General features: G+C 29.6%; 26 protein-coding genes and 1 other RNA gene. 13 read left to right on the top strand and 14 right to left on the bottom strand.

Annotated features, from left to right (window positions below):
• The 6 genes from lgt to CSPT_RS02825 form a co-directional block, all read right to left on the bottom strand.
• Positions 1-822, bottom strand: a complete 822-nt coding sequence (gene lgt / locus CSPT_RS02850) for a prolipoprotein diacylglyceryl transferase (protein WP_089182213.1) — start codon at positions 820-822, stop codon at positions 1-3.
• A 1-nt stretch (position 823) separates the two neighbouring features.
• Entirely contained in the window at positions 824-1,366 is a 543-nt protein-coding gene (locus tag CSPT_RS02845) for a hypothetical protein (protein WP_089182212.1), read from the bottom strand.
• Positions 1,367-1,429: 63 nt separating this feature from the next.
• Positions 1,430-2,602, bottom strand: a complete 1,173-nt coding sequence (locus CSPT_RS02840; RefSeq protein ID WP_089182211.1) for a Y-family DNA polymerase — start codon at positions 2,600-2,602, stop codon at positions 1,430-1,432.
• An 8-nt stretch (positions 2,603-2,610) separates the two neighbouring features.
• Positions 2,611-4,776, bottom strand: coding sequence for a heavy metal translocating P-type ATPase (locus CSPT_RS02835; protein WP_089182210.1), 2,166 nt, complete (start codon positions 4,774-4,776; stop codon positions 2,611-2,613).
• Position 4,777: 1 nt separating this feature from the next.
• Positions 4,778-4,972: a cation transporter gene (locus CSPT_RS02830; protein ID WP_089182209.1), complete on the bottom strand. Its 195-nt coding sequence runs from the start codon at positions 4,970-4,972 to the stop codon at positions 4,778-4,780.
• Positions 4,969-5,523, bottom strand: coding sequence for a GNAT family N-acetyltransferase (locus CSPT_RS02825; protein WP_089182208.1), 555 nt, complete (start codon positions 5,521-5,523; stop codon positions 4,969-4,971). Before CSPT_RS02825 ends, CSPT_RS02830 begins: the two co-directional genes overlap by 4 nt.
• Before the next feature lie 154 nt (positions 5,524-5,677).
• On the opposite strand from CSPT_RS02825, the gene aroQ reads away from it, so the two are divergent.
• From aroQ to CSPT_RS02765, 12 genes are read left to right on the top strand one after another with little or no spacing between them, the layout of a single operon-like run.
• Positions 5,678-6,157: a type II 3-dehydroquinate dehydratase gene (gene aroQ / locus CSPT_RS02820; RefSeq protein WP_089182207.1), complete on the top strand. Its 480-nt coding sequence runs from the start codon at positions 5,678-5,680 to the stop codon at positions 6,155-6,157.
• Positions 6,147-7,169 carry an aminopeptidase P family protein gene (locus tag CSPT_RS02815; RefSeq protein ID WP_089182206.1) on the top strand — a complete coding sequence of 341 codons (1,023 nt, stop codon included), beginning with the start codon at positions 6,147-6,149 and terminating at the stop codon, positions 7,167-7,169. The genes aroQ and CSPT_RS02815 overlap by 11 nt, the downstream gene beginning before the upstream one ends.
• A complete protein-coding gene (gene folK, locus CSPT_RS02810) occupies positions 7,150-7,650 on the top strand; it encodes a 2-amino-4-hydroxy-6-hydroxymethyldihydropteridine diphosphokinase (protein ID WP_089182205.1) in 501 nt (166 codons plus the stop codon). Before CSPT_RS02815 ends, folK begins: the two co-directional genes overlap by 20 nt.
• A gap of 11 nt (positions 7,651-7,661) precedes the next feature.
• The gene (flhF, locus tag CSPT_RS02805) at positions 7,662-8,978 is read left to right on the top strand and encodes a flagellar biosynthesis GTPase FlhF (protein ID WP_089182204.1); all 1,317 of its coding nucleotides are present in this window, start codon (positions 7,662-7,664) and stop codon (positions 8,976-8,978) included.
• Positions 8,959-9,825 carry a P-loop NTPase gene (locus tag CSPT_RS02800; RefSeq protein ID WP_089182203.1) on the top strand — a complete coding sequence of 289 codons (867 nt, stop codon included), beginning with the start codon at positions 8,959-8,961 and terminating at the stop codon, positions 9,823-9,825. Before flhF ends, CSPT_RS02800 begins: the two co-directional genes overlap by 20 nt.
• A 16-nt stretch (positions 9,826-9,841) precedes the next feature.
• The gene (locus CSPT_RS02795; protein WP_089182202.1) at positions 9,842-10,201 is read left to right on the top strand and encodes a hypothetical protein; all 360 of its coding nucleotides are present in this window, start codon (positions 9,842-9,844) and stop codon (positions 10,199-10,201) included.
• The gene (locus CSPT_RS02790; protein ID WP_089182201.1) at positions 10,170-10,877 is read left to right on the top strand and encodes an RNA polymerase sigma factor FliA; all 708 of its coding nucleotides are present in this window, start codon (positions 10,170-10,172) and stop codon (positions 10,875-10,877) included. The genes CSPT_RS02795 and CSPT_RS02790 overlap by 32 nt, the downstream gene beginning before the upstream one ends.
• Positions 10,878-11,987 (top strand): flagellar motor switch protein FliM, encoded by a 1,110-nt coding sequence (gene fliM / locus CSPT_RS02785; protein ID WP_089182200.1) that lies wholly within the window; start codon positions 10,878-10,880, stop codon positions 11,985-11,987.
• Positions 11,984-12,826, top strand: coding sequence for a flagellar motor switch protein FliY (gene fliY / locus CSPT_RS02780; protein WP_089182199.1), 843 nt, complete (start codon positions 11,984-11,986; stop codon positions 12,824-12,826). Before fliM ends, fliY begins: the two co-directional genes overlap by 4 nt.
• Complete coding sequence (locus tag CSPT_RS02775; RefSeq protein WP_089182198.1) at positions 12,823-13,422, top strand: LOG family protein; 600 nt, start codon at positions 12,823-12,825, stop codon at positions 13,420-13,422. Before fliY ends, CSPT_RS02775 begins: the two co-directional genes overlap by 4 nt.
• A 48-nt stretch (positions 13,423-13,470) precedes the next feature.
• Positions 13,471-14,487: a tRNA 2-thiouridine(34) synthase MnmA gene (gene mnmA, locus CSPT_RS02770; RefSeq protein WP_089182197.1), complete on the top strand. Its 1,017-nt coding sequence runs from the start codon at positions 13,471-13,473 to the stop codon at positions 14,485-14,487.
• A gap of 52 nt (positions 14,488-14,539) precedes the next feature.
• A complete protein-coding gene (locus CSPT_RS02765) occupies positions 14,540-14,845 on the top strand; it encodes a monooxygenase (RefSeq protein WP_089182196.1) in 306 nt (101 codons plus the stop codon).
• Positions 14,846-14,881: 36 nt separating this feature from the next.
• Here the strand turns inward: CSPT_RS02765 and CSPT_RS02760 are convergent, their stop codons facing one another.
• Positions 14,882-16,150 (bottom strand): malic enzyme-like NAD(P)-binding protein, encoded by a 1,269-nt coding sequence (locus CSPT_RS02760; protein WP_089182195.1) that lies wholly within the window; start codon positions 16,148-16,150, stop codon positions 14,882-14,884.
• A 163-nt stretch (positions 16,151-16,313) separates the two neighbouring features.
• On the opposite strand from CSPT_RS02760, the gene rnpB reads away from it, so the two are divergent.
• An RNA gene (rnpB, locus tag CSPT_RS02755) (RNase P RNA component class A) lies at positions 16,314-16,642 on the top strand.
• On the opposite strand, the gene CSPT_RS02750 is transcribed toward rnpB, so the two are convergent.
• From CSPT_RS02750 to hypE, 7 genes are all read right to left on the bottom strand, one after another.
• Positions 16,630-17,322 carry a methyltransferase domain-containing protein gene (locus CSPT_RS02750; RefSeq protein ID WP_089182194.1) on the bottom strand — a complete coding sequence of 231 codons (693 nt, stop codon included), beginning with the start codon at positions 17,320-17,322 and terminating at the stop codon, positions 16,630-16,632. The genes rnpB and CSPT_RS02750 overlap by 13 nt on opposite strands.
• Positions 17,312-17,965, bottom strand: a complete 654-nt coding sequence (locus CSPT_RS02745; RefSeq protein ID WP_089182193.1) for a pimeloyl-ACP methyl esterase BioG family protein — start codon at positions 17,963-17,965, stop codon at positions 17,312-17,314. Before CSPT_RS02745 ends, CSPT_RS02750 begins: the two co-directional genes overlap by 11 nt.
• Complete coding sequence (locus tag CSPT_RS02740) at positions 17,955-19,052, bottom strand: aminotransferase class I/II-fold pyridoxal phosphate-dependent enzyme (RefSeq protein WP_089182192.1); 1,098 nt, start codon at positions 19,050-19,052, stop codon at positions 17,955-17,957. The genes CSPT_RS02745 and CSPT_RS02740 overlap by 11 nt, the downstream gene beginning before the upstream one ends.
• 56 nt (positions 19,053-19,108) lie before the next feature.
• Positions 19,109-19,600, bottom strand: a complete 492-nt coding sequence (locus tag CSPT_RS02735) for a peptidylprolyl isomerase (protein ID WP_089182191.1) — start codon at positions 19,598-19,600, stop codon at positions 19,109-19,111.
• A 3-nt stretch (positions 19,601-19,603) separates the two neighbouring features.
• The gene (locus tag CSPT_RS02730; RefSeq protein WP_089182190.1) at positions 19,604-20,323 is read right to left on the bottom strand and encodes a YebC/PmpR family DNA-binding transcriptional regulator; all 720 of its coding nucleotides are present in this window, start codon (positions 20,321-20,323) and stop codon (positions 19,604-19,606) included.
• Between the two features lie 62 nt (positions 20,324-20,385).
• Positions 20,386-20,727 (bottom strand): hydrogenase maturation nickel metallochaperone HypA, encoded by a 342-nt coding sequence (gene hypA / locus CSPT_RS02725; RefSeq protein WP_089182189.1) that lies wholly within the window; start codon positions 20,725-20,727, stop codon positions 20,386-20,388.
• The gene (hypE, locus tag CSPT_RS02720; RefSeq protein WP_089182188.1) at positions 20,727-21,719 is read right to left on the bottom strand and encodes a hydrogenase expression/formation protein HypE; all 993 of its coding nucleotides are present in this window, start codon (positions 21,717-21,719) and stop codon (positions 20,727-20,729) included. Before hypE ends, hypA begins: the two co-directional genes overlap by 1 nt.
• Position 21,720: the final 1 nt, after the last annotated feature.

The raw sequence follows: 21,720 nt of genomic DNA, 5'->3' as shown, positions 1-21,720 counted from the left end.
TTATGTATGATTTTTATAAGTTTTATTTTTTAGATATAAATATACAAATATTCCAAGAAAAAGCATTAAAAAAGATAAAATTTGCCCCATACTAAGACCTAGAAATACTTCTCCTATTTGCACATCTGGTTGTCTAAAAATCTCACTAACAAAACGCATTATAGAATATAAAATAACATATAATGAAATAAGCTCTCCATCAAATTTTTTATATTTTCTATAAATAAAAAGTATGATAAATACTAAAATTCCTTCTAAAAATGCTTCATAAAGCTGACTAGGATGTCTTAAAACACCATTAACATTTATCGCCCAAGAAACATCAGTAACAACACCTACTAACTCTTTGTTTAAAAAATTTCCAACTCTTCCAAAAATATACCCCAAAGGGATACAAATAGCGACCAAATCTAGCAATTTCCAACTATTTTGATTATATTTTTTACAAAACCAAAATGTAGCTATAATAAATCCAATCACAGCTCCATGATAACTCATTCCACTAATTCCTACAAATTTTCCATTATAAAAAGGGTTGAAAATTTCCCAAGGATGAGTTAGATAAAACATTTGAGCGTTTGAATAAATAAAAACAAAACCCAGTCTTGCTCCTAAGATGACGCCAATTTCAACCCATATAAAGTAATTATCTAATGTTTTATCACTAAAACCAAGATTATCTTTTTTTACAAAATACTTTGCAGCCCAAAGTGCAACTAAAAGAGCTAAAACATACATTATCCCGTACCAATGAACATTTAGTCCAAAAATACTAAATGCCACTGGATCAAATTTAGAATATATTTCGCTCCACCAGTTCATTTTAAGCCTTTAAGCCAAGAGAAGTTTTTAAAAGATGGCAAAAATCGGCTAAAAAATATCCCATAGCTTTATAATAATTACTATTAGCATTTTTTTGCAGATGCAAAGATAGTTCCCTTGCTGGATGAATAAAATACTCACTTAAATAATATCCCAAAAGAGTGTGAGATTTTTCGTCTTTATCTTGTTTTAAAATGGCTGATAAAAGTGCAAGTATATTTGACATATGCGAGCTATTTAGTTCATCAAAAGGTTTTTTAAATTTAATATTTTTAAAAAATTCATCAACTTTTTTTTCATCATTAAATTTAAAATACGCAGTATCAAAACTATCCTTTAAGCTTTCAAAATCTTTTTTTATCATTTCTAGACTCTCATTTTCAACTGCTTTTTTCCAGCACTCATGGCCTTTGACATTATCAACATTATCATTTTTTACTATCCAATTTTTTGACATTTTAGAAAAATGCTCTTTGTCTATAACATTTCTAAAATTTGTAGCAAAAATCACGCATATTACAGAGTATAGTTCAGCAACTTTCATATCATTCCTTAAATTTTTTAAAACTAGTATCGTATCAAAATTTAGTTTAATCTATATTGATAACTAAATTTCACTTGCTTTTTTTATTTTATCTATTCCAAATTTAGACCAAATTTTGCTAAAAGTTTTATCTAAATTTTTTTGTTTTATATCATCATCATAACTAAATAGCGTTGAACAAAACTCTAAATTTGAAGAAAAATTTGATAAATTTATGCCTATATAAATTATGTTTTCAAAACTATATTTATCTATCTTAGTAAAAAGTTCATTGATAATACTGCTTAACAAATCTATACAAAAAGGCTTATTTGGAGTATATCTTTTAGAAAACTCGTATCTATTTTTATATCTTATCTTTAACTCATAGCTCATAGGGTTTAAATCATTTTTAAGCACTTCAAAGCCTAAATGTCTGCACATAATGGAAATTTTACGCCTAATTTCATCTCTATTTAATGTTGGATTAAATGTTCTACCAAAACCTATACTTTTTGCATTTCTTTGATTTGATATTTTATCATCATTTATGCCACAAATTCTATTATAAATTTTGATACCATTTTTACCCATTTTTTCAAAAATAGCCTTACTTTCCAAAGCTTGAGAAATGGTTTTTATACAGTGAGCATATAAAAATTTCTGAGTGCTTTTTCCAATGCCAGGAAACTTAGCGATATTTACATCTTTAAGCTCTTCTTTTAAATTTTTTATATCTAAAAATTTTATACCAAATGGCTTTTTTAAATCAGTTGCAAGTTTGGCTAAAAATTTACCTTCACAAAGCCCAATACTACAAGGAAGTTTAAATTTATCAAGTATATTTTGTTGCAAAAACTTAGCAAATCCAATATAATCATCTTGATATTTTGTACCTTTTAAATTTAAAAAGAACTCATCTATGCTAAATTGCTCTATTTCTGGCGTAAAAGTATAAAGAAAATTATAAATTTGACTAGAAATTGTTTTATTAAGTTTCATATCGTTTGGAATTAATTTTAACTTCGGACATAACTTCAAAGCCTCATTTACGCTCATAGCAGAATGTATGCCAAATTTTCTAGCTTCATAACTTGAGCTTAAAATCACGCCTTTGTTTGAATTTGCTATCATTTCATCGCCAAATATATTACTTGATTTATCGCCAATTACAGCAACTATTTGTCCATTTAAACTGCTATCTTTTATCCTAGCAACTGATACAAAAAAACAATCAAGATCAATATGTAAAATCATATTTTATTTTAAAATTTTATAAACCTAAGCTTTATGGAATTTAGCACTACACTTACAGAACTTATACTCATAGCTATAGCTCCATACATTGGCATTAAAATAAATCCAAATGGATACAAAACTCCAGCTGCTATAGGTATGCAAATAGCATTATAAATAAAAGCCCAAAATAAATTTTGCTTTATAGTTTTCATTGTTTCTTTAGTTAATTTTATAAAAGCCAAAATTGATTTTAAATCGCTATTTACAACAACTATATCGCCGCTTTCTTTTACTATATCACTTCCACTACTCATAGCAACCGAGATATCAGCACTTTTTAAAGAAGGTGCATCGTTTATACCATCACCAACAAAAAGCACTTTACCTTTTTGTTTAAGTTTTTCAACAAAATCATATTTATCTTGTGGTAAGAGTTCTGCATGAACTTCTTGTATGTCTATTTGATTTGCTATATATTTTGCCACATTTAAACTATCGCCTGTTAGCATAATAGGAGTTATACCCATTTTCTTAAGCTCTAAAATCAGCTCTTTTGCTCCATCTTTTAGACTATCACTTAAAACCAAATATCCACTAAAATTTGAATTATAAGCAACCATAACAACACCAAAACCATCGTTTGTTATTTTATTTATCTCTTCTAAAATATCATCTCTTATATAAACACTATTTTCTTGCATTAAAGCAAGATTTCCTATCATTACATTTATATTGCCTTGTGATGCGATAATTCCTTTTCCAGGTATATTTTTATGCTCACCGTTAAATTTAGTAGCACACATACAATTATTTTTTGCATACTCTACAATTGCTTTTGATATTGGGTGTTCGCTTCTTTCTTCTATACCGGCAACAAAAGATAAAATTTGATCGCTTAAAAAAGATTTTTTAACACTAATTTCTCCTTTGCTGAGCGTTCCAGTTTTATCAAAAACACCAAATTTAATATCTTGCATATTTTCTAAAACTTCAGGATTTTTTATCAAAATTCCTCTCTTTGCACCAGCTCCAAGAGCACAAACTATGGCTATTGGCGTAGCCAAACCAAGAGCACAAGGACAAGATATGATAAGTACGCTAGCTGCTAGTATAAGACCCAAAGATAAATCTTTATTTAGCGACCAAAAAATCAAAGTAAAAATAGCAATCAAAATAACACTAGGAACAAAGATATTTGCTACCTTATCAGCAAGTCTTGCTATTGGCATTTTTTTACTACTTGCTTCGCTCATTAAATTTAAAATTTGATAAAGCATAGTATCACTTTGTTCTTTTGCAACCTCGATAGTCATATAACCGTCTAAATTTACACATCCAGCATATACATTATCGCCTTTTGAATGATACACAGGTAAGCTTTCACCGCTTAAAAATGATTTATCAATATCGCCGCCACCCTCTATGATAACGCCATCGCAAGGGATATTAAAACCACTTTTTACTATTACTATATCGCCTTTTTTAAGTTCATCGGCATTAACTTCTTCAAGTTGAGCTCCTTTTGAAACTTTTAATGCTTTTTTGGGTGCTAAATCCATTAAATTTTTTAAATAATCGCTAGCTTTTAGCTTAGATCTTTCTTCTAAAAATTTTCCAAGTGTTACAAAAGTTATTATCATTGTACTGCTACTAAAATACAGATATCTTAAATTTTGAGGTATAAAATCAGGCACGACAACGACAAACAAAGAGTATAGATAAGCCACCATAACACCAAGAGATATTAAAACATTCATATCAAAATTTAAATTTTGAAGAGATTTTTTTGCGTGAATAAAAAAATGCCCGCCGCAGTAAAAAACCACAACGCTACTTAATGTTAACATAATTAAATTTAGCCACAAATTTGGTACTAAAAACATCTCAATAAACATTATCACACACGATAAAATAGCAGATATAACAAATTTAAAAAGCATATTTTTTATGTGTAATTTTCTATAATGCTCGAGTTCTTGATAATTTTTTACAACGCCAAATCCAAGAGATTTTATCTTTTTAATCACATCTTCTAAAACATCACTACTATCTAAAACAAACTCACCACTTGAGTTTGCAAAACTAACATTTGCGGATTTAACTCCCTTAATTTTTTTGACACTTTTTTCTATGCCGGATGAACAATTAACGCAGTTCATTCCGCTTATGTTAAGTCTTATTTTTTGAGACATATCAAATTTCCTTTATTATAGGAAATCCTATATCTTTTAATGTTTCAAAAAGAAGTTTTTCCTTATTTTTTACATCTAAAACAATGGTTTTATTTTCAACATCAACCTCAACTTCTCCAAAATCATCCCTTAATGCATTTTTTACTAAATTTGCACAATTATTGCATTTAACATTTTCTAACTCAAATTTTCTCATTTTATATCCTTTAACATATGAAAATATCTGCCTCCTGCTATATCTACAACGCAGTTTTGATAAAATCCCAAAGATTCGTAAAAACTTTTAGTTTTTGGTTTTAAAATATCTACAACTAGTGAGCACTTTTTTATATCTAGTTTTTTTGCCTCTAAAAAAGCGTGTTCAAACATTTTTGTAGCAATCCCTCTTTTTCTAAATTTCTCATTTACAGCAATAGTATCTATATAATACTCATTTTCAAAGCACTCTTTGTCTATTTTATGGTTTTTATTTATCATTTTTAATCTTGATATTATAGGTTCTAAAAGTTTATCTCTTAAATTTGAATCATAAACACACATTGCACCTACGACTAAACCATTAATCTCATAAACAAAAACATTTTCAAAACTATATAAATTTTGTTTACTGACAAAAAACTCTCTTAAAACACTCTTTGCTTTTTCTTTATTTTCTTCCCCTGTTAGAACAGAACTTATATTCTCAAGAGCTAAGTCTATAAGATCAATAGCCACTAAAGCATCGGAAATTTTGGCACTTCTAACCATTGAAAACAAACCTTAAGTATTAATTCTAAAAAGATTATAATAAATTTTGTTAAATTTATAATTACGAATTTATTAACAATACATATAAGACTATGAGTAAATTTAGAAAGAAATTGATATAATTTATAAAAATTTAATTTTATAAGGAAGTGTAATGCCAAAAATAACAGTTATTCAAGGTCCAAATATCAATATGCTCGGAAAAAGAGATCAAAATTTATATGGCGTAATGAGTATGGATGATATTCATAAACAAATGAAAATCGTAGCAGATCAAGCAAATGTTGAAATAGAGTTTTTTCAAAGCAATTTAGAGGGCGAAATCGTTGATAAAATTCAAGAATGCTACGGAGATAGCGATGGTATAATCATAAATCCAGCCGCATACTCTCATACATCAATAGCCATAAGAGATGCCATAGAAGCAGTTAGATTGCCAGCAATTGAAGTTCATATAACAAATATTTATAAAAGAGATGATTTTAGACAAAAAAGTATGATTAGCCCAGTAAGTGCGGGATGTATCGTAGGTTTTGGACCACTTGGTTATCATCTTGCAATGGTAGCAATGTTACAAAGATTTGAACAAATAAAGGCTTACGAAGAGGCTCAAAAACAACAAAATGAGCAGTAATTTCATACTAAAAAACGAAAATGCAATTTTTTACGAGTGCGGATATAGTTGCGACAATGCACTATATCTTAGCCTAAAAGATGAGTGCTTTTTCATAACAGATGCAAGATATAGCATAGAAGCAAGAGAAAATATAAAAAATGCCGCCGTAATAGAATCAAATTCTCTTATAAAAGATGCAAAAAAACTTATAAAAAAATTTAACATTAAAAAGATAAGTTTTGACCCATTAAGCTTTAGCGTTAGTGAATTTAAAAATCTATCTTCATCTTTAAACTTAAACTTTAAATCATCTCCAAATTTTTCTCAAAAAAAGAGGGAGATAAAATCTCAGCGTGAGATAAATTTACTAAAAGAAGCTGCAAAACTTGGCGAAAAATGCTTTGATGATTTAGCTAAATTTATAAATGAAAGCAAAAATTTAAGCGAAGAAGAGATAAATTTCAACGCACAGATGATATTTAGACAAAATGGAGCATTAAATCTCAGTTTTGAACCAATCACAGCAATAAATGCAAATGCTGCAAAAGCCCATGCTTTACCAACCAAAACAAAGCTAAAAAATGGTGATTTGCTATTAGTTGATGGGGGAATAAAATTTAAAAGATACTGCTCTGATAGAACCAGAACCGCATTTTTTGATAATAAACTAAATTTCTCAAAAGATCAAATTTATAAAAACCAAAAACATCAAGAAATTTACGATATAGTAAAAGAAGCACAATATCAAGCCATAAAAGCCATAAAGCCTGGAATTTTAGCTTGTGAAGTAGATAGTATTGCAAGAGATTTTATAGCAAAAAATGGCTATGGAAAAGAATTTTTTCACTCAACAGGGCACGGCGTGGGGCTTGACATACACGAATTACCAATAATTAGTCCAAAAAGCAAAACAAAATTAAAAGAAGGTATGGTTTTTAGCGTTGAGCCTGGAATTTACCTAGAAAACGAGTTTGGAGTTAGAATAGAAGATGTAGTAGTGGTAACAAAAAATGGATGTGAAATACTCTAAAAACGGCTTTTTTGAAATAAAAGACGCTATAAAATTTATAAAAAGTGATTTTTTTCCTTTTTATAGAAAAATAAAAAACTACAAATATAGCATTATATTGGGGCTTGGAGGAAATGTAGGAAAAGTTAAACAAAGATTTGATAAAATATTTCAAATTTTATCAAAAGACAGGCGTTTTTACATAGCACAGAGTTCGCCAATTGTTTTAAATAAGGCATTTGGTTTTACAAAGCAAGATGATTTTTTAAATGCAGTTTTATTTTTACAAACAAATTTACATCCAAAAGAAGTTTTAAAAATAATGCTAAATTTAGAACTTAGATTTAAAAGAAAAAGACCTTTTAAAAACGCGCCTAGAACGATAGATTTGGATATTTTATATACAAATATAAAAATAAAAAACAAAAGGCTCATAGTGCCGCATCCTGGCGTAAATGAGCGAATAAGTGTCATTTTGCCACTTGGTTTAATGAGATTATAAAAGGAGATTTTTTGGCTACTAAGTTTCATACATTTACTGGCAATAGTCCTATAGAAGCATTAAGAAAAGCTCAAGAAAAATGTGGTGATAAAGCTATGCTTGTTACAACCAAACAAATTCAACCAAAAACTTTAAACAAAGAAGCTTTGTTTGAAATTTTAGTCAGTGTTGAAGAAGACGAAATACCAGAAAAACCAATGCAACCGCATAAAAAACAAAATCCTTATTTAAACCAAACAAATGCAAAATCAAATTTTATTTCAACTGCACAAACTGCCAAAAAGTCGTCTGATGATGTGCTTTTAAATATATCACAAGCAACGCAAAATATAAAAAATGTAACTACAAACACAAATGATATTAAATCTGTAAATAATGAGAATTATAATAAACAAATAGATAATGTCTCAAAAAAAGTAAATGATATAAACAATAAAATCACAATGATAGCCGATATGTTTTGGGATGAAAGAGCGCCATCTAGAAATAATCTTATAATACCGCCTGAATTTTCTGGCATTTACAAAGCAGCAAGTAAAAGCGGAATGAAAGATGAACATCTAGAATCAATTATGAAAGCTACGATAGAATGTATGCCAACGAACATAAAAACAAATCCAACTGCTGTAAAAAATTTCTTTTACACATTTTTAAGAAAAATGTTGCCTTGCAGAGTTAATCAAAGACATGACTTAAAAAAACAAAAAATTATGATGTTAGTAGGTCCAACTGGTGTTGGAAAAACTACTACTTTAGCAAAACTTGCAGCACGCTTTGCATATATTGGAGATGTAAGATACAAAACCGGGATTATAACACTTGATACATATAGAATTGGTGCAGTTGAGCAACTTTTTCAATATGCAAAATTGATGAAACTGCCTATTTTAGATGTTATTCAAATACAAGATTTTAAAAATGCTATAAAAAATTTAAGACAATGCGATGTTATTTTGATAGACACAATTGGAAGCAGTCAGTATGACAAAGAAAAACTTAACAAACTTGATAGTTTTTTGAAAAATAGCGATGCAGATATAGATGTAACGCTAGTTATGTCTGCTGGATCTAAAGTTGAAGATATGCTAGAAATTTATGATAATTTCTCTTTTTTGCATATTGATACTATGATTATTACTAAATTTGATGAGACAAAAGTATTTGGAAATGTATTTTCTTTGGTTTATGAAACAAAAACTCCTGTTAGTTATTTTTCTATCGGACAAGAAGTTCCAGATGATTTGATGGAAGCTAGGAGCGAATTTTTAATAGAATGTGTTTTAGAAGGCTTTAATAAAAAGGATTCTGATGATAAATCAAGCAAATAAACTTCAAAACCTTGTTTCAAAAGAGCAAAAAAAACAAAAAACAACGCATTTTATAGCCATAACAAGCGGAAAAGGCGGTGTTGGAAAAAGCACTATAAGTGCAAATTTAGGAAATATCCTTGCAAATAATGGCTATAAAGTTGGGCTTTTTGATGCTGATATTGGACTAGCAAATTTAGATGTTATTCTTAATGTTAAAATGAATAAAAATTTATTAAATGTCTTAAAAGGCGAATGCTCTCTAAGTGATATCATAATTCCAGTTAAAAAAAATTTGATTTTAATCCCTGGAGATAGTGGCGATGAGATACTAAAATACAATGATCATTTTTTATATGATAGATTTTTAGGCGAAGTTAGTGATCTTGATTATCTTGATTTTTTGATTATCGATACAGGTGCGGGCATAGGAGATCACATACAAGTTTTTTTACAAGCAAGCGATGAGGTTATAGTTGTAACAGTTCCAGATCCCGCAGCTATTACAGATGCTTATGCAACCATAAAAGTAACATCAAAAATAAAAAATGATCTTTTGATGATAATAAATATGGCAAAAGATGAAAAAGAAGCTATTAAAATATTTGAAAATATACAAAAAGTAGCACTAAATAACATTGCAAATTTAAATCTTTCTATGCTTGGATATATTCAAAATGACAAAAATGTAGCAAAAAGCATAAAACAAAGAACTTTATTTACTCAAGATGTGCCATTTGGAGTTTCTAGTAGTGAAATCAAACAGATGGCATCTAAGCTTCTTTATAGATTGGAACGAAAAGTGCTTGTAGATGATGGCAGGAGAAGCATTAGTAATTTTTTTAAACAACTAATGGATCAATTTTAACTAAGGAAAGTTTATTTTGAAAGCCGATAATTTTATAGCCTTTTTTACAGCTTGTGGATTTTTTATAGGAGTTATGTTTGTAATTATAAAAATACAAGACCCCGTAGAAATAGTTGTATATACACTGCTTATTACATTTTTCTTTTATTTAGTGATACATTTAGCTATAATGAACTATATAAAAGTTAGCAAACAAACATTTAATATTTTTTTCAATAAAGAAAAACATGAAGAGATAAATGAAAGACTAATAGCAGAACTATCTATGAGAGAAAGAAAAATGGAAAATATTTTGTCTAAATTATCATCCCAAAAGTTAAAAGCTAAAACATTGGATAAAAAACATGGCAGAAAAGCAGCAAAAAAAGCAGCATAATGCTTATGCAAACGCCATAAAACAAGAGCAAGATTCACTTGTTTTACAATACATGCCAGCACTTAGATCAATGGCGTTTAGACTAAAAGAAAGACTTCCTGCTAGTATAGATGTAAATGATTTAATAAGCATTGGTGCTACACAAATGATAAAAATGTCTAGAAAGTATGATAAAAGCCAAAATGACTCATTTTGGGGATATTGCCAAAAAAGAGTATATGGCTCAATGCTAGACTATCTTAGATCACTTGATACTGTAAGCAGATCAAACAGAAAACTCATAAAACAAGTAGAAATAGAAATAGATAATTATTTTAACAAACACGAACAAGAGCCAGATGATGCGTATTTAGCCAAAGTTTTAAATGAAAGCGAAGATAAAATAAGAGAAGCAAGAATGGCAAGCAGCATATGCTCAGTAATGCCGATAGATGACCATCTTATAAACACTGAACAAGAAAGTACAGAAGATAGAGTTATTAGAGATGATTTACTTGAAAAAATAGAAGAAGTTTTGGCAACTTTTGAAAAAAGAGATCAACTTATAGTTCAGTTGTATTATTATGAAGAGTTATCTTTAGCTGAGATTAGTGAAATTTTAAACATTTCTCAATCACGAATTTCTCAAATTCATAAAAAGTTAATAAATAAAATAAAAGAAAGATTTGGAGCCTAGATGGCTGATATACTAACACAAGAAGAAATTGATGCACTACTTGAAGTAGTGGACGAAGATACAGATGAAAATATAGATACGCCTCGTAAAAAAGAAGAGCAAGAAGAACGAGAAATCATTATATATGATTTTAAAAGACCAAATAGAGTTAGCAAAGAACAACTTCGTGCCATAAAAGGTATTCATGACAAACTAGCTAGAAATTTAGCCTCTCAAATTTCTAGCATAATGAGAAGCATTGTAGAAATAAGGCTTCACTCAGTTGATCAAATGACTTATGGAGAGTTTTTAATGTCCCTACCAAGTCCAACAAGCTTTAATGTTTTTTCTATAAAACCGCTTGATGGAAATTGCGTTTTAGAGATAAATCCAAGCATCGCATTTCCTATGATAGATAGACTTCTTGGCGGAAATGGAGAGGGCTTTGAAGAAAATAGAGAATTAACAGAGATAGAAATAAATTTACTAGATGCAATTCTTCGTATAATAATGCAAAGACTTAGAGAATCTTGGAGCTTAATAACAGACATCTACCCAAACATAGAAACCAAAGAAAGCTCTCCAAATGTAGTGCAAATAGTATCGCAAAATGAGATTGTCATTATGCTTGTTATGGAGATAATTATAGGAAACTCAAGCGGAATGATAAACATATGCTATCCTGTTATATATTTAGAGCCTATTTTATCGCGTCTTGCAAGCAGAGATGTAATGCTTGGTGAAACTTCTGCTAAAAAAAGTAGAAACAAAGAGTTAAAAACACTGGTTGGTAGAGCTGAAGTTATTTATGAAGCAATATTAGGTAAAGCTATGATAAGTGTTAATGAGTTTTTAAATTTAGAAGTTGGAGATATACTAAGACTAGATAGACCAGCTGATGATAAAGCTATAGTAACAATAGACAAAAAAGATGTTTTTTTAGCACAAATCGGGCTTCACAGATTTAGAAAAACCATAAAAATAGAACAGCTCATAAAAACAGATAAAGATGAGATAAAATCCATCTTAGAAGAGTTTGAAGAAGAAAGAAAAGCAAAAGCACTAGCTTTTCAAAATGAGCAAGAAAACGATGAAAACGAAGAGTATATGGAAGAAGAGGATGATATATGATAGAACAATTTTTAAATTTTTTTACCAAAGAAGTAGTTGCAACCATAGAAGGACTTACAGGAAAACAAGCTGTATTTTCAAATAAAACCGAAGATAATGCTAATGAGCAAACCACAATAAAACCACCAGTAGTAGTTGCTACCATAAATGTTAGCGGTGCAACTACGGCAAAACTTCTACTTTTATCAACTCCTGTTTTTATGACAGCCATTGGCGAATGGATGATGGGAGAAGAAGAGATAACAAACACATCTTCTCTTGGTGCAGATGAGATAGATGCAGCAAAAGAAGTATTTTCAAATATATTAGGGGCATTTTCTACTACACTTGGAGCACAAAAAGATCTTCCAAAACTAAATTTTGAAGTATCAAAAGTAGTATTTTTAGATGAAAACCAAGCACTTGATCTAAGTTCGTATGAAAAATCATATATATATGAAGTTAAAATAGACGCTTTAGACGAACATTTTGGTCTTGTAAGCGATCTTGTTTTAAACAAGCTTCTTAATCCGGCTTCTCAAAAATCACATCAAGAAAAATCAGAATCTTCAGCTAAATCATCATTTACAAGCGATGAGATGAGAAATATAAATCTTATTATGGATGTTAGACTTCCAATAAGAGTGAGAATTGGGTCAAAAAAAATGCTTTTAAAAGATGTTTTAAGTATGGATATAGGCTCAGTTATAGAACTAAATCAACTAGCAAATGATCCACTTGAAATTCTAATAGGCGATAAGCCAATAGCTCTTGGAGAAGTTGTTATAATAGATGGAAATTTTGGCATACAAATAACTGAAATAGGAACAAAAAAAGAGAGGTTAGAACAACTTAGATGATAGAAAATATATTTAGCGAGATTGCTTTACTAGATGGTATTTTTGAAAAAGAAAACAGATATATAACTTTTTTTGGCTCAGCAAGATTACAAAATGATAATATTTATTGTAAAAAAGCCTACGAATTAGCAAAAAAACTAGCAAATAAGGGTTTTTCTATAGTAACAGGAGGCGGAGATGGTATTATGCAAGCTGCAAATAAAGGTGCTTATGATGCTGGAAAAAATAGCATTGGTATAAATATACAACTCCCGTTTGAACAAAATTCAAATCCATATATAAATAAAGGCACAAAACTAAAAAATTTATCACTTAGAAAATATGCTCTCATAGAACACTCAAAAGCATTTGTAGTCTTTCCGGGAGGTTTTGGAACACTAGATGAGTTGTTTGAAATTTTGTGCTTAGTTCAAACAAAATTTAGAGAAGACAATAAGATATATCTTATTGGTATAGATTTTTGGTCAAAACTAGATGAATTTATAAGAGATACTTTAGTTGAAAATATGACTATTACGCCAAATGATATAAACTTATATACCATAGAAGATGATATAGATATAGTATTTAACTATATTATAAATTCAGCAAAATAAAATATAAATTTAAATACAATTCCCCTTAATCATAAAATAAGGAATATCATGAAAATTATGATGGCAATGAGCGGAGGAATAGATTCTTCGTATAGTGCAAAGCTTTTAAAAGACTGCGGACATGAGGTCATTGGTTGTTATATGTTACTTCACAACAAACCAGGATATCATGAGGAAAATATACAAAAAGTTAAAGAAGTTGGCAAATTTCTTGACATACAAACAGAAATTTTAGATTTGCAAGATGTTTTTAAAAAAGAAGTTTATAATCCATTTGTACAAATTTATAAAGACGGCAAAACGCCAAATCCATGTGCCCTTTGTAACAAACAGATAAAACTAGGATCGCTTCTTGAGTATGCACAGAGTTTAGGATGCGATAAACTTGCTACGGGACATTATGTCAGGATAGAAGATAATCTTTTAAAAGTTGCAAAAGATTTAAGCAAAGATCAAAGCTATTTCCTTGCAAACATAGACCCAAAAGCCTTGAAGTATATGCTTTTTCCACTTGGAAATATGTTTAAAAAAGATATAAAAGAAGAAGCATCAAAAATAGAAATTTTAAACAACATTGCAACAAGTAAAGAAAGTAGCGAAATATGTTTTGTTGAAAAAACATACATTGATGTTTTAAAAGAGCACTTCAACACGGAAATCCCAGGAATCGTAAAAGATAAATTTGGAAATAAAATCGGGACACACAAAGGATATATGCATTATACCATAGGAAAAAGAAGCGGTTTTAGAATAGATGGTGCACATGATCCACATTATGTTATAAAAATAGATTCAAAAAATAATGAAATCATAGTTGGAAACAAGGAAGATTTATCGCAAAATAAATTTGAAACTACAAATTTCAATGCATTTGTAAATTTAAAAGAATTTACAGCAGGTGTTAAAATAAGATATAGAAGTCCAAAAATAAATGGAAATGTTAAGATGGCCCAAAATGGTGCTATGATAGAACTTGATGAGCCGGCATATGGTATAGCAAGTGGACAACTTGCAGTATTTTATGATGATAAAGATAGAGTTTTGGGAAGTGGGTTTATAAAATAAATTTATAAATTTGAGCTATATTATCTATCATAAAAACTAAAAAGGATAAAAAATGGTTATTTTGCAAATTACTTTTGATTATAGTGGCGGATATGGTGAGAAAATGTATGAAGAGTGCAAAGACTTAGCACAAAGCATAACAATGGAAAAAGGATTTTTATGGAAAATATGGACAGAAAATAGTAAAAAAAATATAGCTGGCGGAATTTATGCATTTGATAATGAACAAAACGCACAAAATTACACCAATATGCATATAAAAAGGCTTGAAAACTTCAAAGTTGCTAAAAATTTCAAATACGAAATTCTAAACACAAATGAAAAACTATCCAAAATAACACATTTTGAAATACAATAACAATTTAAAGCAACTTAAATCAAAGTTGCTTTAAATTTATAAATGTTTTTCTAAAAAGTTGATTCTTAATGACTCTAAATACTCTTTTTCATCAAAATTATTAATACCAGCAACACCATCATTAAATGCAGCCTTAGCAACCTCTGGTGCAACAGCAAAAAGCACTCTTTTATCAAAAGGATTTGGTATGATATAATCTTTTCCAAAAGTTAAATTTGGATTTTTAGTTAAATCTAAAATTTCCTTACTTACAGGTTCTCTTGCAAGCATTGCAAGAGCTTTTGCTGCAGCCATTTTCATATTTGGCGTTATTTTTCTTGCATGCACATCAAGAGCACCTCTAAAAATATATGGGAAGCCTAAAACATTATTTATTTGGTTTGGAAAATCGCTTCTTCCAGTGCCAATCATAGCATCATCTCTAACTTCCATTATCTCGTGAGGAAAAATTTCAGGAACAGGATTTGCAAGTGCAAATATTATAGGATTTTTTGCCATAGATTTAACCATATCTTTACTAACGACACCACCTTTGCTAAGTCCTAAAAACATATCAGCACCATTCATAGCATCTTGTAAAGTTCTAAGATCCGTGTGAATTGCAAATTCCTTTTTTTGCTCATTTAAATCATTTCTACCATCATGAATAACACCCTTTGAATCAAGCATTATTATATTTTGTACACCGAGTTCTTTATACATTTTTGCACAAGCTATGCCAGATGCACCACTTCCATTTACGACAACTCGTATATTTTTGATATCTTTTTTTGAAATTTCAAGTGCATTTATAAGACCTGCGGTTGTTATCATTGCAGTTCCGTGTTGATCATCGTGCATTATAGGGATATTAACTGCTTTTTGAAGCTCTCTTTCTATTTCAAAACACTCAGGTGCTTTTATATCTTCTAAATTTATACCGCCAAATCCAACTGAGATGGCTTTACAAATTTCAACTATTTTTTTAGGATCTCTTTCGTTTATTTCTATATCAAAAGCATCAACATTTGCAAATTTTTTAAATAAAACAGCCTTTCCTTCCATTACTGGCTTACTTGCTGCTGCACCTATATCTCCAAGTCCTAAAACTGCTGTTCCATTGCTTATTACAGCTACTAAATTTGATTTTGATGTATATTTATAAACTAAATTTTCATCTCTTTGAATCTCTTTGCAAGGCTCAGCAACACCAGGGCTATAAGCAAGAGAGAGATCTTTTGAATTTACGCAAGGTTTTGTAACACTAATAGCTACCTTTCCACCTAAATGATACTCTAAAGCCTGATTTTGTAAAGTTTTTTCCATAATCTAAATTATTCCTTTTTTATGATTATCATAATATACTATCACTTTTTAGTAAAAAACAGCTTATAATTATATCATTCTTTAAAAAACTCACATTTTATTTTACCAAAAGTAACAATAAAACGATAAAATATTATTAAGTTCATTTTTGATAAAATTACATTTGGCATGATAAACGGTCGCTTTGGCATCTCACACCAAAGAGGAAAGTCCGAGCTGCTATAAGACATGGTTCCATCTAACAGATGGCTAAGGAAACTTAAGGGATAGTGCAACAGAAAGCAAACTTCCGCATTTGCGGTAAAGGTGAAACGGTAAGGTAAGAGCTTACCAGCATTATTGGTAACAATGATGGCTTTGTAAACCCAACCTGCAGCAAGAAGGGATGGTTTTGGTCTTATATTAAAACCCTTCGCTTGAGCTAAATTGCGAAATTTAGCCTAGATAAATGACCGTTCTAGACAGAACTCGGCTTATCGTCATGCCTTTTTGCATACTACATTTATAAATTTATAACTCAATGAAAAATCATTTTCAAAGTGATTTTCTAATGCTAAAATGCTACTTTTAGTAAGCTTAAAATTTCCATTTATATTATTAACACCAGTTTGTTTTAAATGATTTAAAAGCTCTTTTAAGTTATTAAATTTAGCAATATATTCATCGTTTATAAAGTTTAAAATTTTAAAATCTGACAATAATGATAAAATTTCTTTGTCTGTTTTATAATTAAGCCCCTGTTTTGTAAAACTGCTTAACTCATAAAGTGTTCCGTTTATAAACATACAAAAAGCAAATATACCGCCACTGTTTAGAGATAGATAAATTTTATCTATGAGTTTTTCAAACTCGCCTCTTTTATCAAACCATTGAAAAACTGAACTTGATACAATCAAATCTAAATTTGAAGGCATTTTAATATCTCTAATATCGCCTATTTGTGTTGAAAAATTTCCATTCATAAAATCACTTTTATAAATATCATTTAAAATAATATCTTTAAAATCCAACTCTTTTAAAATAAATTTTGTTAAAACCCCACAACCACAGCCTATCTCATATATATTTTTATAATATAATGAATGTTTTTTTAGCTCATTTATAAGCTTTTTTGCTGCAAATTTTTGAGCATATGCAAAATCTTCATAATTTTTTGCTGTTTTAAATTTCAAAAATTTCTCCAAAATTTTTGAAATAAAAAAATGGAAAATGCGGAGCGTTTATAAACTTTTTTTCGCAAGTTAAATTTGTATAAGCAGTAGTTGGAAATATAAAATCTCTTTTTGAAATGATGGTTTTATCGATATTTAAACTATCTTTTATTTTATTATTTTGTTGCGAAAAAATATAAATTTGTTCTAGTTCATTTTTAGGATTTTTGCCAAATTCAAAATCAACTTTGTCTAAATCTTTTAAAAAACAAAGTCTTTTAAAGTTTTCAAAATCAAACTCATCTATACTTTTTTTAAACAAATTCTTTGGTATGCCTCGCTCATCATCTATACCATAAATAGTTCCATTTATTGCTACTTTTTTTATTAAATTTATATCATTAAATTTATCACTTTGAAAAACTAAATTTGCAGCCCAAACTCCCATAGACCAAGCTATAAGATATATATGTTTGTATTGTAAAATATCTTGCAATATATCAAAATTTAAATTTGAATAGTCATAAACCACACACAAATCAAACTCTTTTTTTTGAGTATTTGCAATTAATACATTTAAGCATTGTGGTAAAAACGAATATCCTAAAAAAATCAATATAAGTTTTTTATTTTTGGCATTATTTTTTATAAATTTAACTTGCATACAAAATCTCTTTTAGCATTTTAAGTTCGCTTTTTTCTACATCACCACGAAGAGATATCCTTAAGCGAGATGTATTTGGTGCTACTGTAGGCGGACGAATAGCTGGTATAAAATATCCATTTTGGATAAGTTTTTTTGAAAGCTCAAGCGTTTTTGAGTTTTCATAGGTTAAAAATGGCTGTATATGACTACCGTTTAGCCCAAGATAAGCTATATTTTGTTCTAAATTTTGTCTTGTTAAACTAAAATCTTTTGAAAGTATAAAATTAGTCCAAGCTACACAAATGCTCGGAATTGCCGTAGAAAAAATAAGGCTTCTAGCTGAGTTAACAAAAATATCTTTATAAAAAGCATTTGATAAAATCACCGCACCGCTACTTCCTATGCCCTTTCCAAGCGTTACAAGTAAAAAGTCAATATCTTTATCAAGTCCGAGTTTATGTGCATTTCCAAGCTCATTTCTAACAAAAAATGAGTGTGCCTCGTCTATATAAAGTTTTACATTTTTATACTCTTTTTTAAGCTCACACAAATGCCTAATATCGGCACTATCGCCATCCATACTAAAAACAGACTCACTTAAAATTATCATTTCATCAAATTTAGAATAATTTTTTAAAAGCAAATCATTTAGCATTTCATAATTATTGTGCTCATATCTTTTAAATTTTGCTTTTGAAATTTTTAGTGCATCAATCATACTTGCGTGAATTAGTTTATCGCATAAAAATAGCGTTTGTTTGCCATTTAAAGCAGAAATACAACTTAAATTTGCACAATATCCGGTGTTAAAAATTGTAGCTTTTTTCCCACAAAATCTTTGCTCAAAATAACTCTCTAGTTTGTTAAATTCATCACTAGATGTATAAACAAGCCTACTTGCACCACTTCCAAAAAAGTAGTCTTTATTTTTAGAAATTTCTAAAAATTCATCTCTTAAGGTCTTGTTTGTAGCAATTCCTAGATAATCATTTGAACCTAAATTTAAGAGCTTCTTGCCATCAAGATATATAAATTTACAAACAGATTGTGAATGTTTTAACTCTCTAAAATTATCATTATTTTTTGCATATTCTATATCAAACATATCTTATTTGTGTTACACTTTAAAATAAATTTATGGGGTATAAACCCCAAAATGTTTTATAAATTTTCTTTGATTTGTATAGTTTTTATAGTATCGTTTGCTTTTATAGAATCTAGCACTTTTTTACTCTCTTCGTCAGTTAAGTCGCCAAAAACTGTGTGGATACCATCAAGATGGGGTTGCTTACTATGGCAGATAAAAAACTGACTTCCACCAGTATCTTTCCCGGCATGAGCCATAGAAAGAGTGCCTCTTTGATGTTTGTGTGTTTGATTATCACATTCGCATTTTATTCTCCAGCCAGGTCCGCCTGTGCCAGTTCCGTTAGGGCAACCGCCTTGTATAACGAAATTTGGTATAACTCTATGAAAAGTAAGATTATCATAAAAACCGCTATTTGCAAGGTTTGCAAAATTTGTAACCGTTTGCGGTGCTTCATCCCCGTAAAGCTTAACTTTCATATCGCCTTTATTTGTAGAAATCACGGCAAATTTACATTTTTCTAATTCATCTTTATTGATATCATAAATTTTTAATTCTTCTCTCATTTTTTACTCCAAATTTGTATAAACAGCTTGAACATCATCGTCATCTTCAAGCTTATCAATAAGTTTTTCTATGTCCTCATACTGCTCATCGCTTATCTCAATAGGCGTATTTGGCACGAACCGCAAAGAACCTTTTTTCATTTCCAAACCAAGTTTTTCTATGCCCTCACTAAGAGTCCCAAAACTCTCATAATCTCCATAAATTACCAAAATTTCACTATCTTCTTCTTTTACAAGCTTAATATCACTCATTCCATAATCAATCAATTCAAGCTCAAGTTCTTCTATGTCTTTATTTGGCTTTACAACCTCAAAAACAGACTTTCTACTAAACATAAAATTTAAACTTCCGCTTGGTAAAAACTCTCCGCCATTTTTATTGAAAATTGCTTTTACATTTGCAACAGTTCTTGTTGGATTATCTGTAGCACACTCAACTATTACAAGCCCGCCGTGAGGCATTTTGCCATCATAATGAATTGTTTTTATTTCGCTGCTATCTTTTCCATTTGCTCTTTTTATAGCAGCATCTATGTTGTCTTTAGGCATATTTTGAGCTTTTGCAGTTGCGATAGCAGTTCTTAGTTTTGGATTCATATCAGGATCCAAGCCACCCTCTTTTGCAGCAACAGTTATAGCTTTACCGAGCTTAGGAAAAAGTTTACTCATCTTATCCCATCTAGCTTCTTTTGAAGCACGCCTATATTCAAACGCTCTTCCCATAAAAATTCCTTAAATTTATAAAATTAAAATGTAATTATATCAAATTTGAGATTATGCTCTACTTACTCCATTTCAAGTCGCATAAGATACATATCTTCGCCATCTATCACATCAAGCTTATTTGAGCCACACTTTGGACAAATGAAGTTATTTTCATCAAGCTCAGTATCAAAACCACACTCTTTACAATGAATCACTACATTTTGAATATGTATTATAAGCTCTGCATTTTCACAAACAGTCCCGGCTTTAAAAACATCAAAACAGCTCTTCAAATAATGAGCCTCAACGCCACTTAATCTGCCTATTTTAAGCTCTAATTTTAACACCTTTGTAGCGTTATTTTTTTTTAGATTATCCTCACAAAGCTTTACAAGATCTGCTACTATAGAAAGTTCGTGCATTAACAAATCCTTGGTAAAAGTTCGCCTTTTGGAAGCTCTAAAAATCGCTGCGATTTATAGGCATTTTGTAAAATTACTCTTGGTTTTTTAGCCTTAGTAACTTCGCCTATACAAGCTGCATTTTCATCAAAACTTTTTAAAATTTCCAAAGCTTTTTTTTCATTTTTCTCATCAACTGCTAACACGAAAGTCCCTTCATTTGCTAACTCATATGCTTCAAAACCTAAAAGTTCGCAAATTCCCATAACTTCATCTTTTATTTTTATATCTTCTTCATATATTAAAATTTCATTTTTACTAAAATTTGCCCATTCGTTTAACACTGCACTAAGTCCGCCACGAGTAGCATCTCTCATGCATTGTATGCCTATATTTGCCTCAATTAAAGCCAAAACAACATTTTTAAGACATTTACAATCACTTTGAAGTGAGCTTTTAAAACCTATGTCATCTCTAGCTTCAAGTATAACAGCTCCGTGTCTTCCTATATCTCCGCTAAGTAAAATCTTGGCTTTAGGTTTTAAATTTTTTGTTTCAATGGGCTTTAATATGATTTTACCAATTCCACTTGTATTGATAAAAATTTTATCGCATTTTCCTTTTTCAACTACTTTTGTATCACCACAAACTATTTTTATACCATTTTTACTGGCTATATCGTGCATTGATGTTAAAATTTCTTTTAGCTCTTCTATCTTTAAGCCCTCTTCTATTATCAAAGAACAGCTTATATACATTGGATTTGCACCAACCATACTAAGATCATTTGCGGTTCCACAAACAGCAATTTTTCCTATATCTCCGCCACGAAAAAAAATCGGTGTTACAACAAAAGAATCTGTTGTAAAAGCTAATTTGCCATTCATTTCTAAAATAGCAGCATCATTTGCTTCACGCAAAATTTCATTATCAAAAATACCAAATATAGTCTCATTTATAAGACTATTCATCTCTTCGCCGCCACCACCATGACTTAAAAGAATTTCTTGCAAA

The sequence above is a fragment of the Campylobacter sputorum subsp. sputorum genome (assembly GCF_008245005.1).
Classification (GTDB): Bacteria; Campylobacterota; Campylobacteria; order Campylobacterales; family Campylobacteraceae; genus Campylobacter_F; species Campylobacter_F sputorum.
The sequence above is the reverse complement of the archived record's forward strand: the minus strand, read 5'-3'. Positions and strand labels throughout refer to the sequence as shown.

Excerpts from the sequence above, each read along its gene's own strand:
- hypA (WP_089182189.1), bottom strand. The coding sequence starts at position 20,727 with ATGCACGAACTTTCTATAGTAGCAGATCTTGTAAAGCTTTGTGAGGAT.
- CSPT_RS02765 (WP_089182196.1), top strand. The coding sequence starts at position 14,540 with ATGGTTATTTTGCAAATTACTTTTGATTATAGTGGCGGATATGGTGAG.
- CSPT_RS02815 (WP_089182206.1), top strand. The coding sequence starts at position 6,147 with ATGAGCAGTAATTTCATACTAAAAAACGAAAATGCAATTTTTTACGAG.
- CSPT_RS02800 (WP_089182203.1), top strand. The coding sequence starts at position 8,959 with ATGATAAATCAAGCAAATAAACTTCAAAACCTTGTTTCAAAAGAGCAA.
- mnmA (WP_089182197.1), top strand. The coding sequence starts at position 13,471 with ATGAAAATTATGATGGCAATGAGCGGAGGAATAGATTCTTCGTATAGT.
- folK (WP_089182205.1), top strand. The coding sequence starts at position 7,150 with ATGGATGTGAAATACTCTAAAAACGGCTTTTTTGAAATAAAAGACGCT.
- CSPT_RS02835 (WP_089182210.1), bottom strand. The coding sequence starts at position 4,776 with ATGTCTCAAAAAATAAGACTTAACATAAGCGGAATGAACTGCGTTAAT.
- CSPT_RS02825 (WP_089182208.1), bottom strand. The coding sequence starts at position 5,523 with ATGGTTAGAAGTGCCAAAATTTCCGATGCTTTAGTGGCTATTGATCTT.
- fliY (WP_089182199.1), top strand. The coding sequence starts at position 11,984 with ATGATAGAACAATTTTTAAATTTTTTTACCAAAGAAGTAGTTGCAACC.
- CSPT_RS02735 (WP_089182191.1), bottom strand. The coding sequence starts at position 19,600 with ATGAGAGAAGAATTAAAAATTTATGATATCAATAAAGATGAATTAGAA.
- CSPT_RS02740 (WP_089182192.1), bottom strand. The coding sequence starts at position 19,052 with ATGTTTGATATAGAATATGCAAAAAATAATGATAATTTTAGAGAGTTA.
- CSPT_RS02760 (WP_089182195.1), bottom strand. The coding sequence starts at position 16,150 with ATGGAAAAAACTTTACAAAATCAGGCTTTAGAGTATCATTTAGGTGGA.
- fliM (WP_089182200.1), top strand. The coding sequence starts at position 10,878 with ATGGCTGATATACTAACACAAGAAGAAATTGATGCACTACTTGAAGTA.
- lgt (WP_089182213.1), bottom strand. The coding sequence starts at position 822 with ATGAACTGGTGGAGCGAAATATATTCTAAATTTGATCCAGTGGCATTT.
- CSPT_RS02775 (WP_089182198.1), top strand. The coding sequence starts at position 12,823 with ATGATAGAAAATATATTTAGCGAGATTGCTTTACTAGATGGTATTTTT.
- CSPT_RS02830 (WP_089182209.1), bottom strand. The coding sequence starts at position 4,972 with ATGAGAAAATTTGAGTTAGAAAATGTTAAATGCAATAATTGTGCAAAT.
- CSPT_RS02745 (WP_089182193.1), bottom strand. The coding sequence starts at position 17,965 with ATGCAAGTTAAATTTATAAAAAATAATGCCAAAAATAAAAAACTTATA.
- CSPT_RS02845 (WP_089182212.1), bottom strand. The coding sequence starts at position 1,366 with ATGAAAGTTGCTGAACTATACTCTGTAATATGCGTGATTTTTGCTACA.
- CSPT_RS02730 (WP_089182190.1), bottom strand. The coding sequence starts at position 20,323 with ATGGGAAGAGCGTTTGAATATAGGCGTGCTTCAAAAGAAGCTAGATGG.
- CSPT_RS02790 (WP_089182201.1), top strand. The coding sequence starts at position 10,170 with ATGGCAGAAAAGCAGCAAAAAAAGCAGCATAATGCTTATGCAAACGCC.
- aroQ (WP_089182207.1), top strand. The coding sequence starts at position 5,678 with ATGCCAAAAATAACAGTTATTCAAGGTCCAAATATCAATATGCTCGGA.
- CSPT_RS02840 (WP_089182211.1), bottom strand. The coding sequence starts at position 2,602 with ATGATTTTACATATTGATCTTGATTGTTTTTTTGTATCAGTTGCTAGG.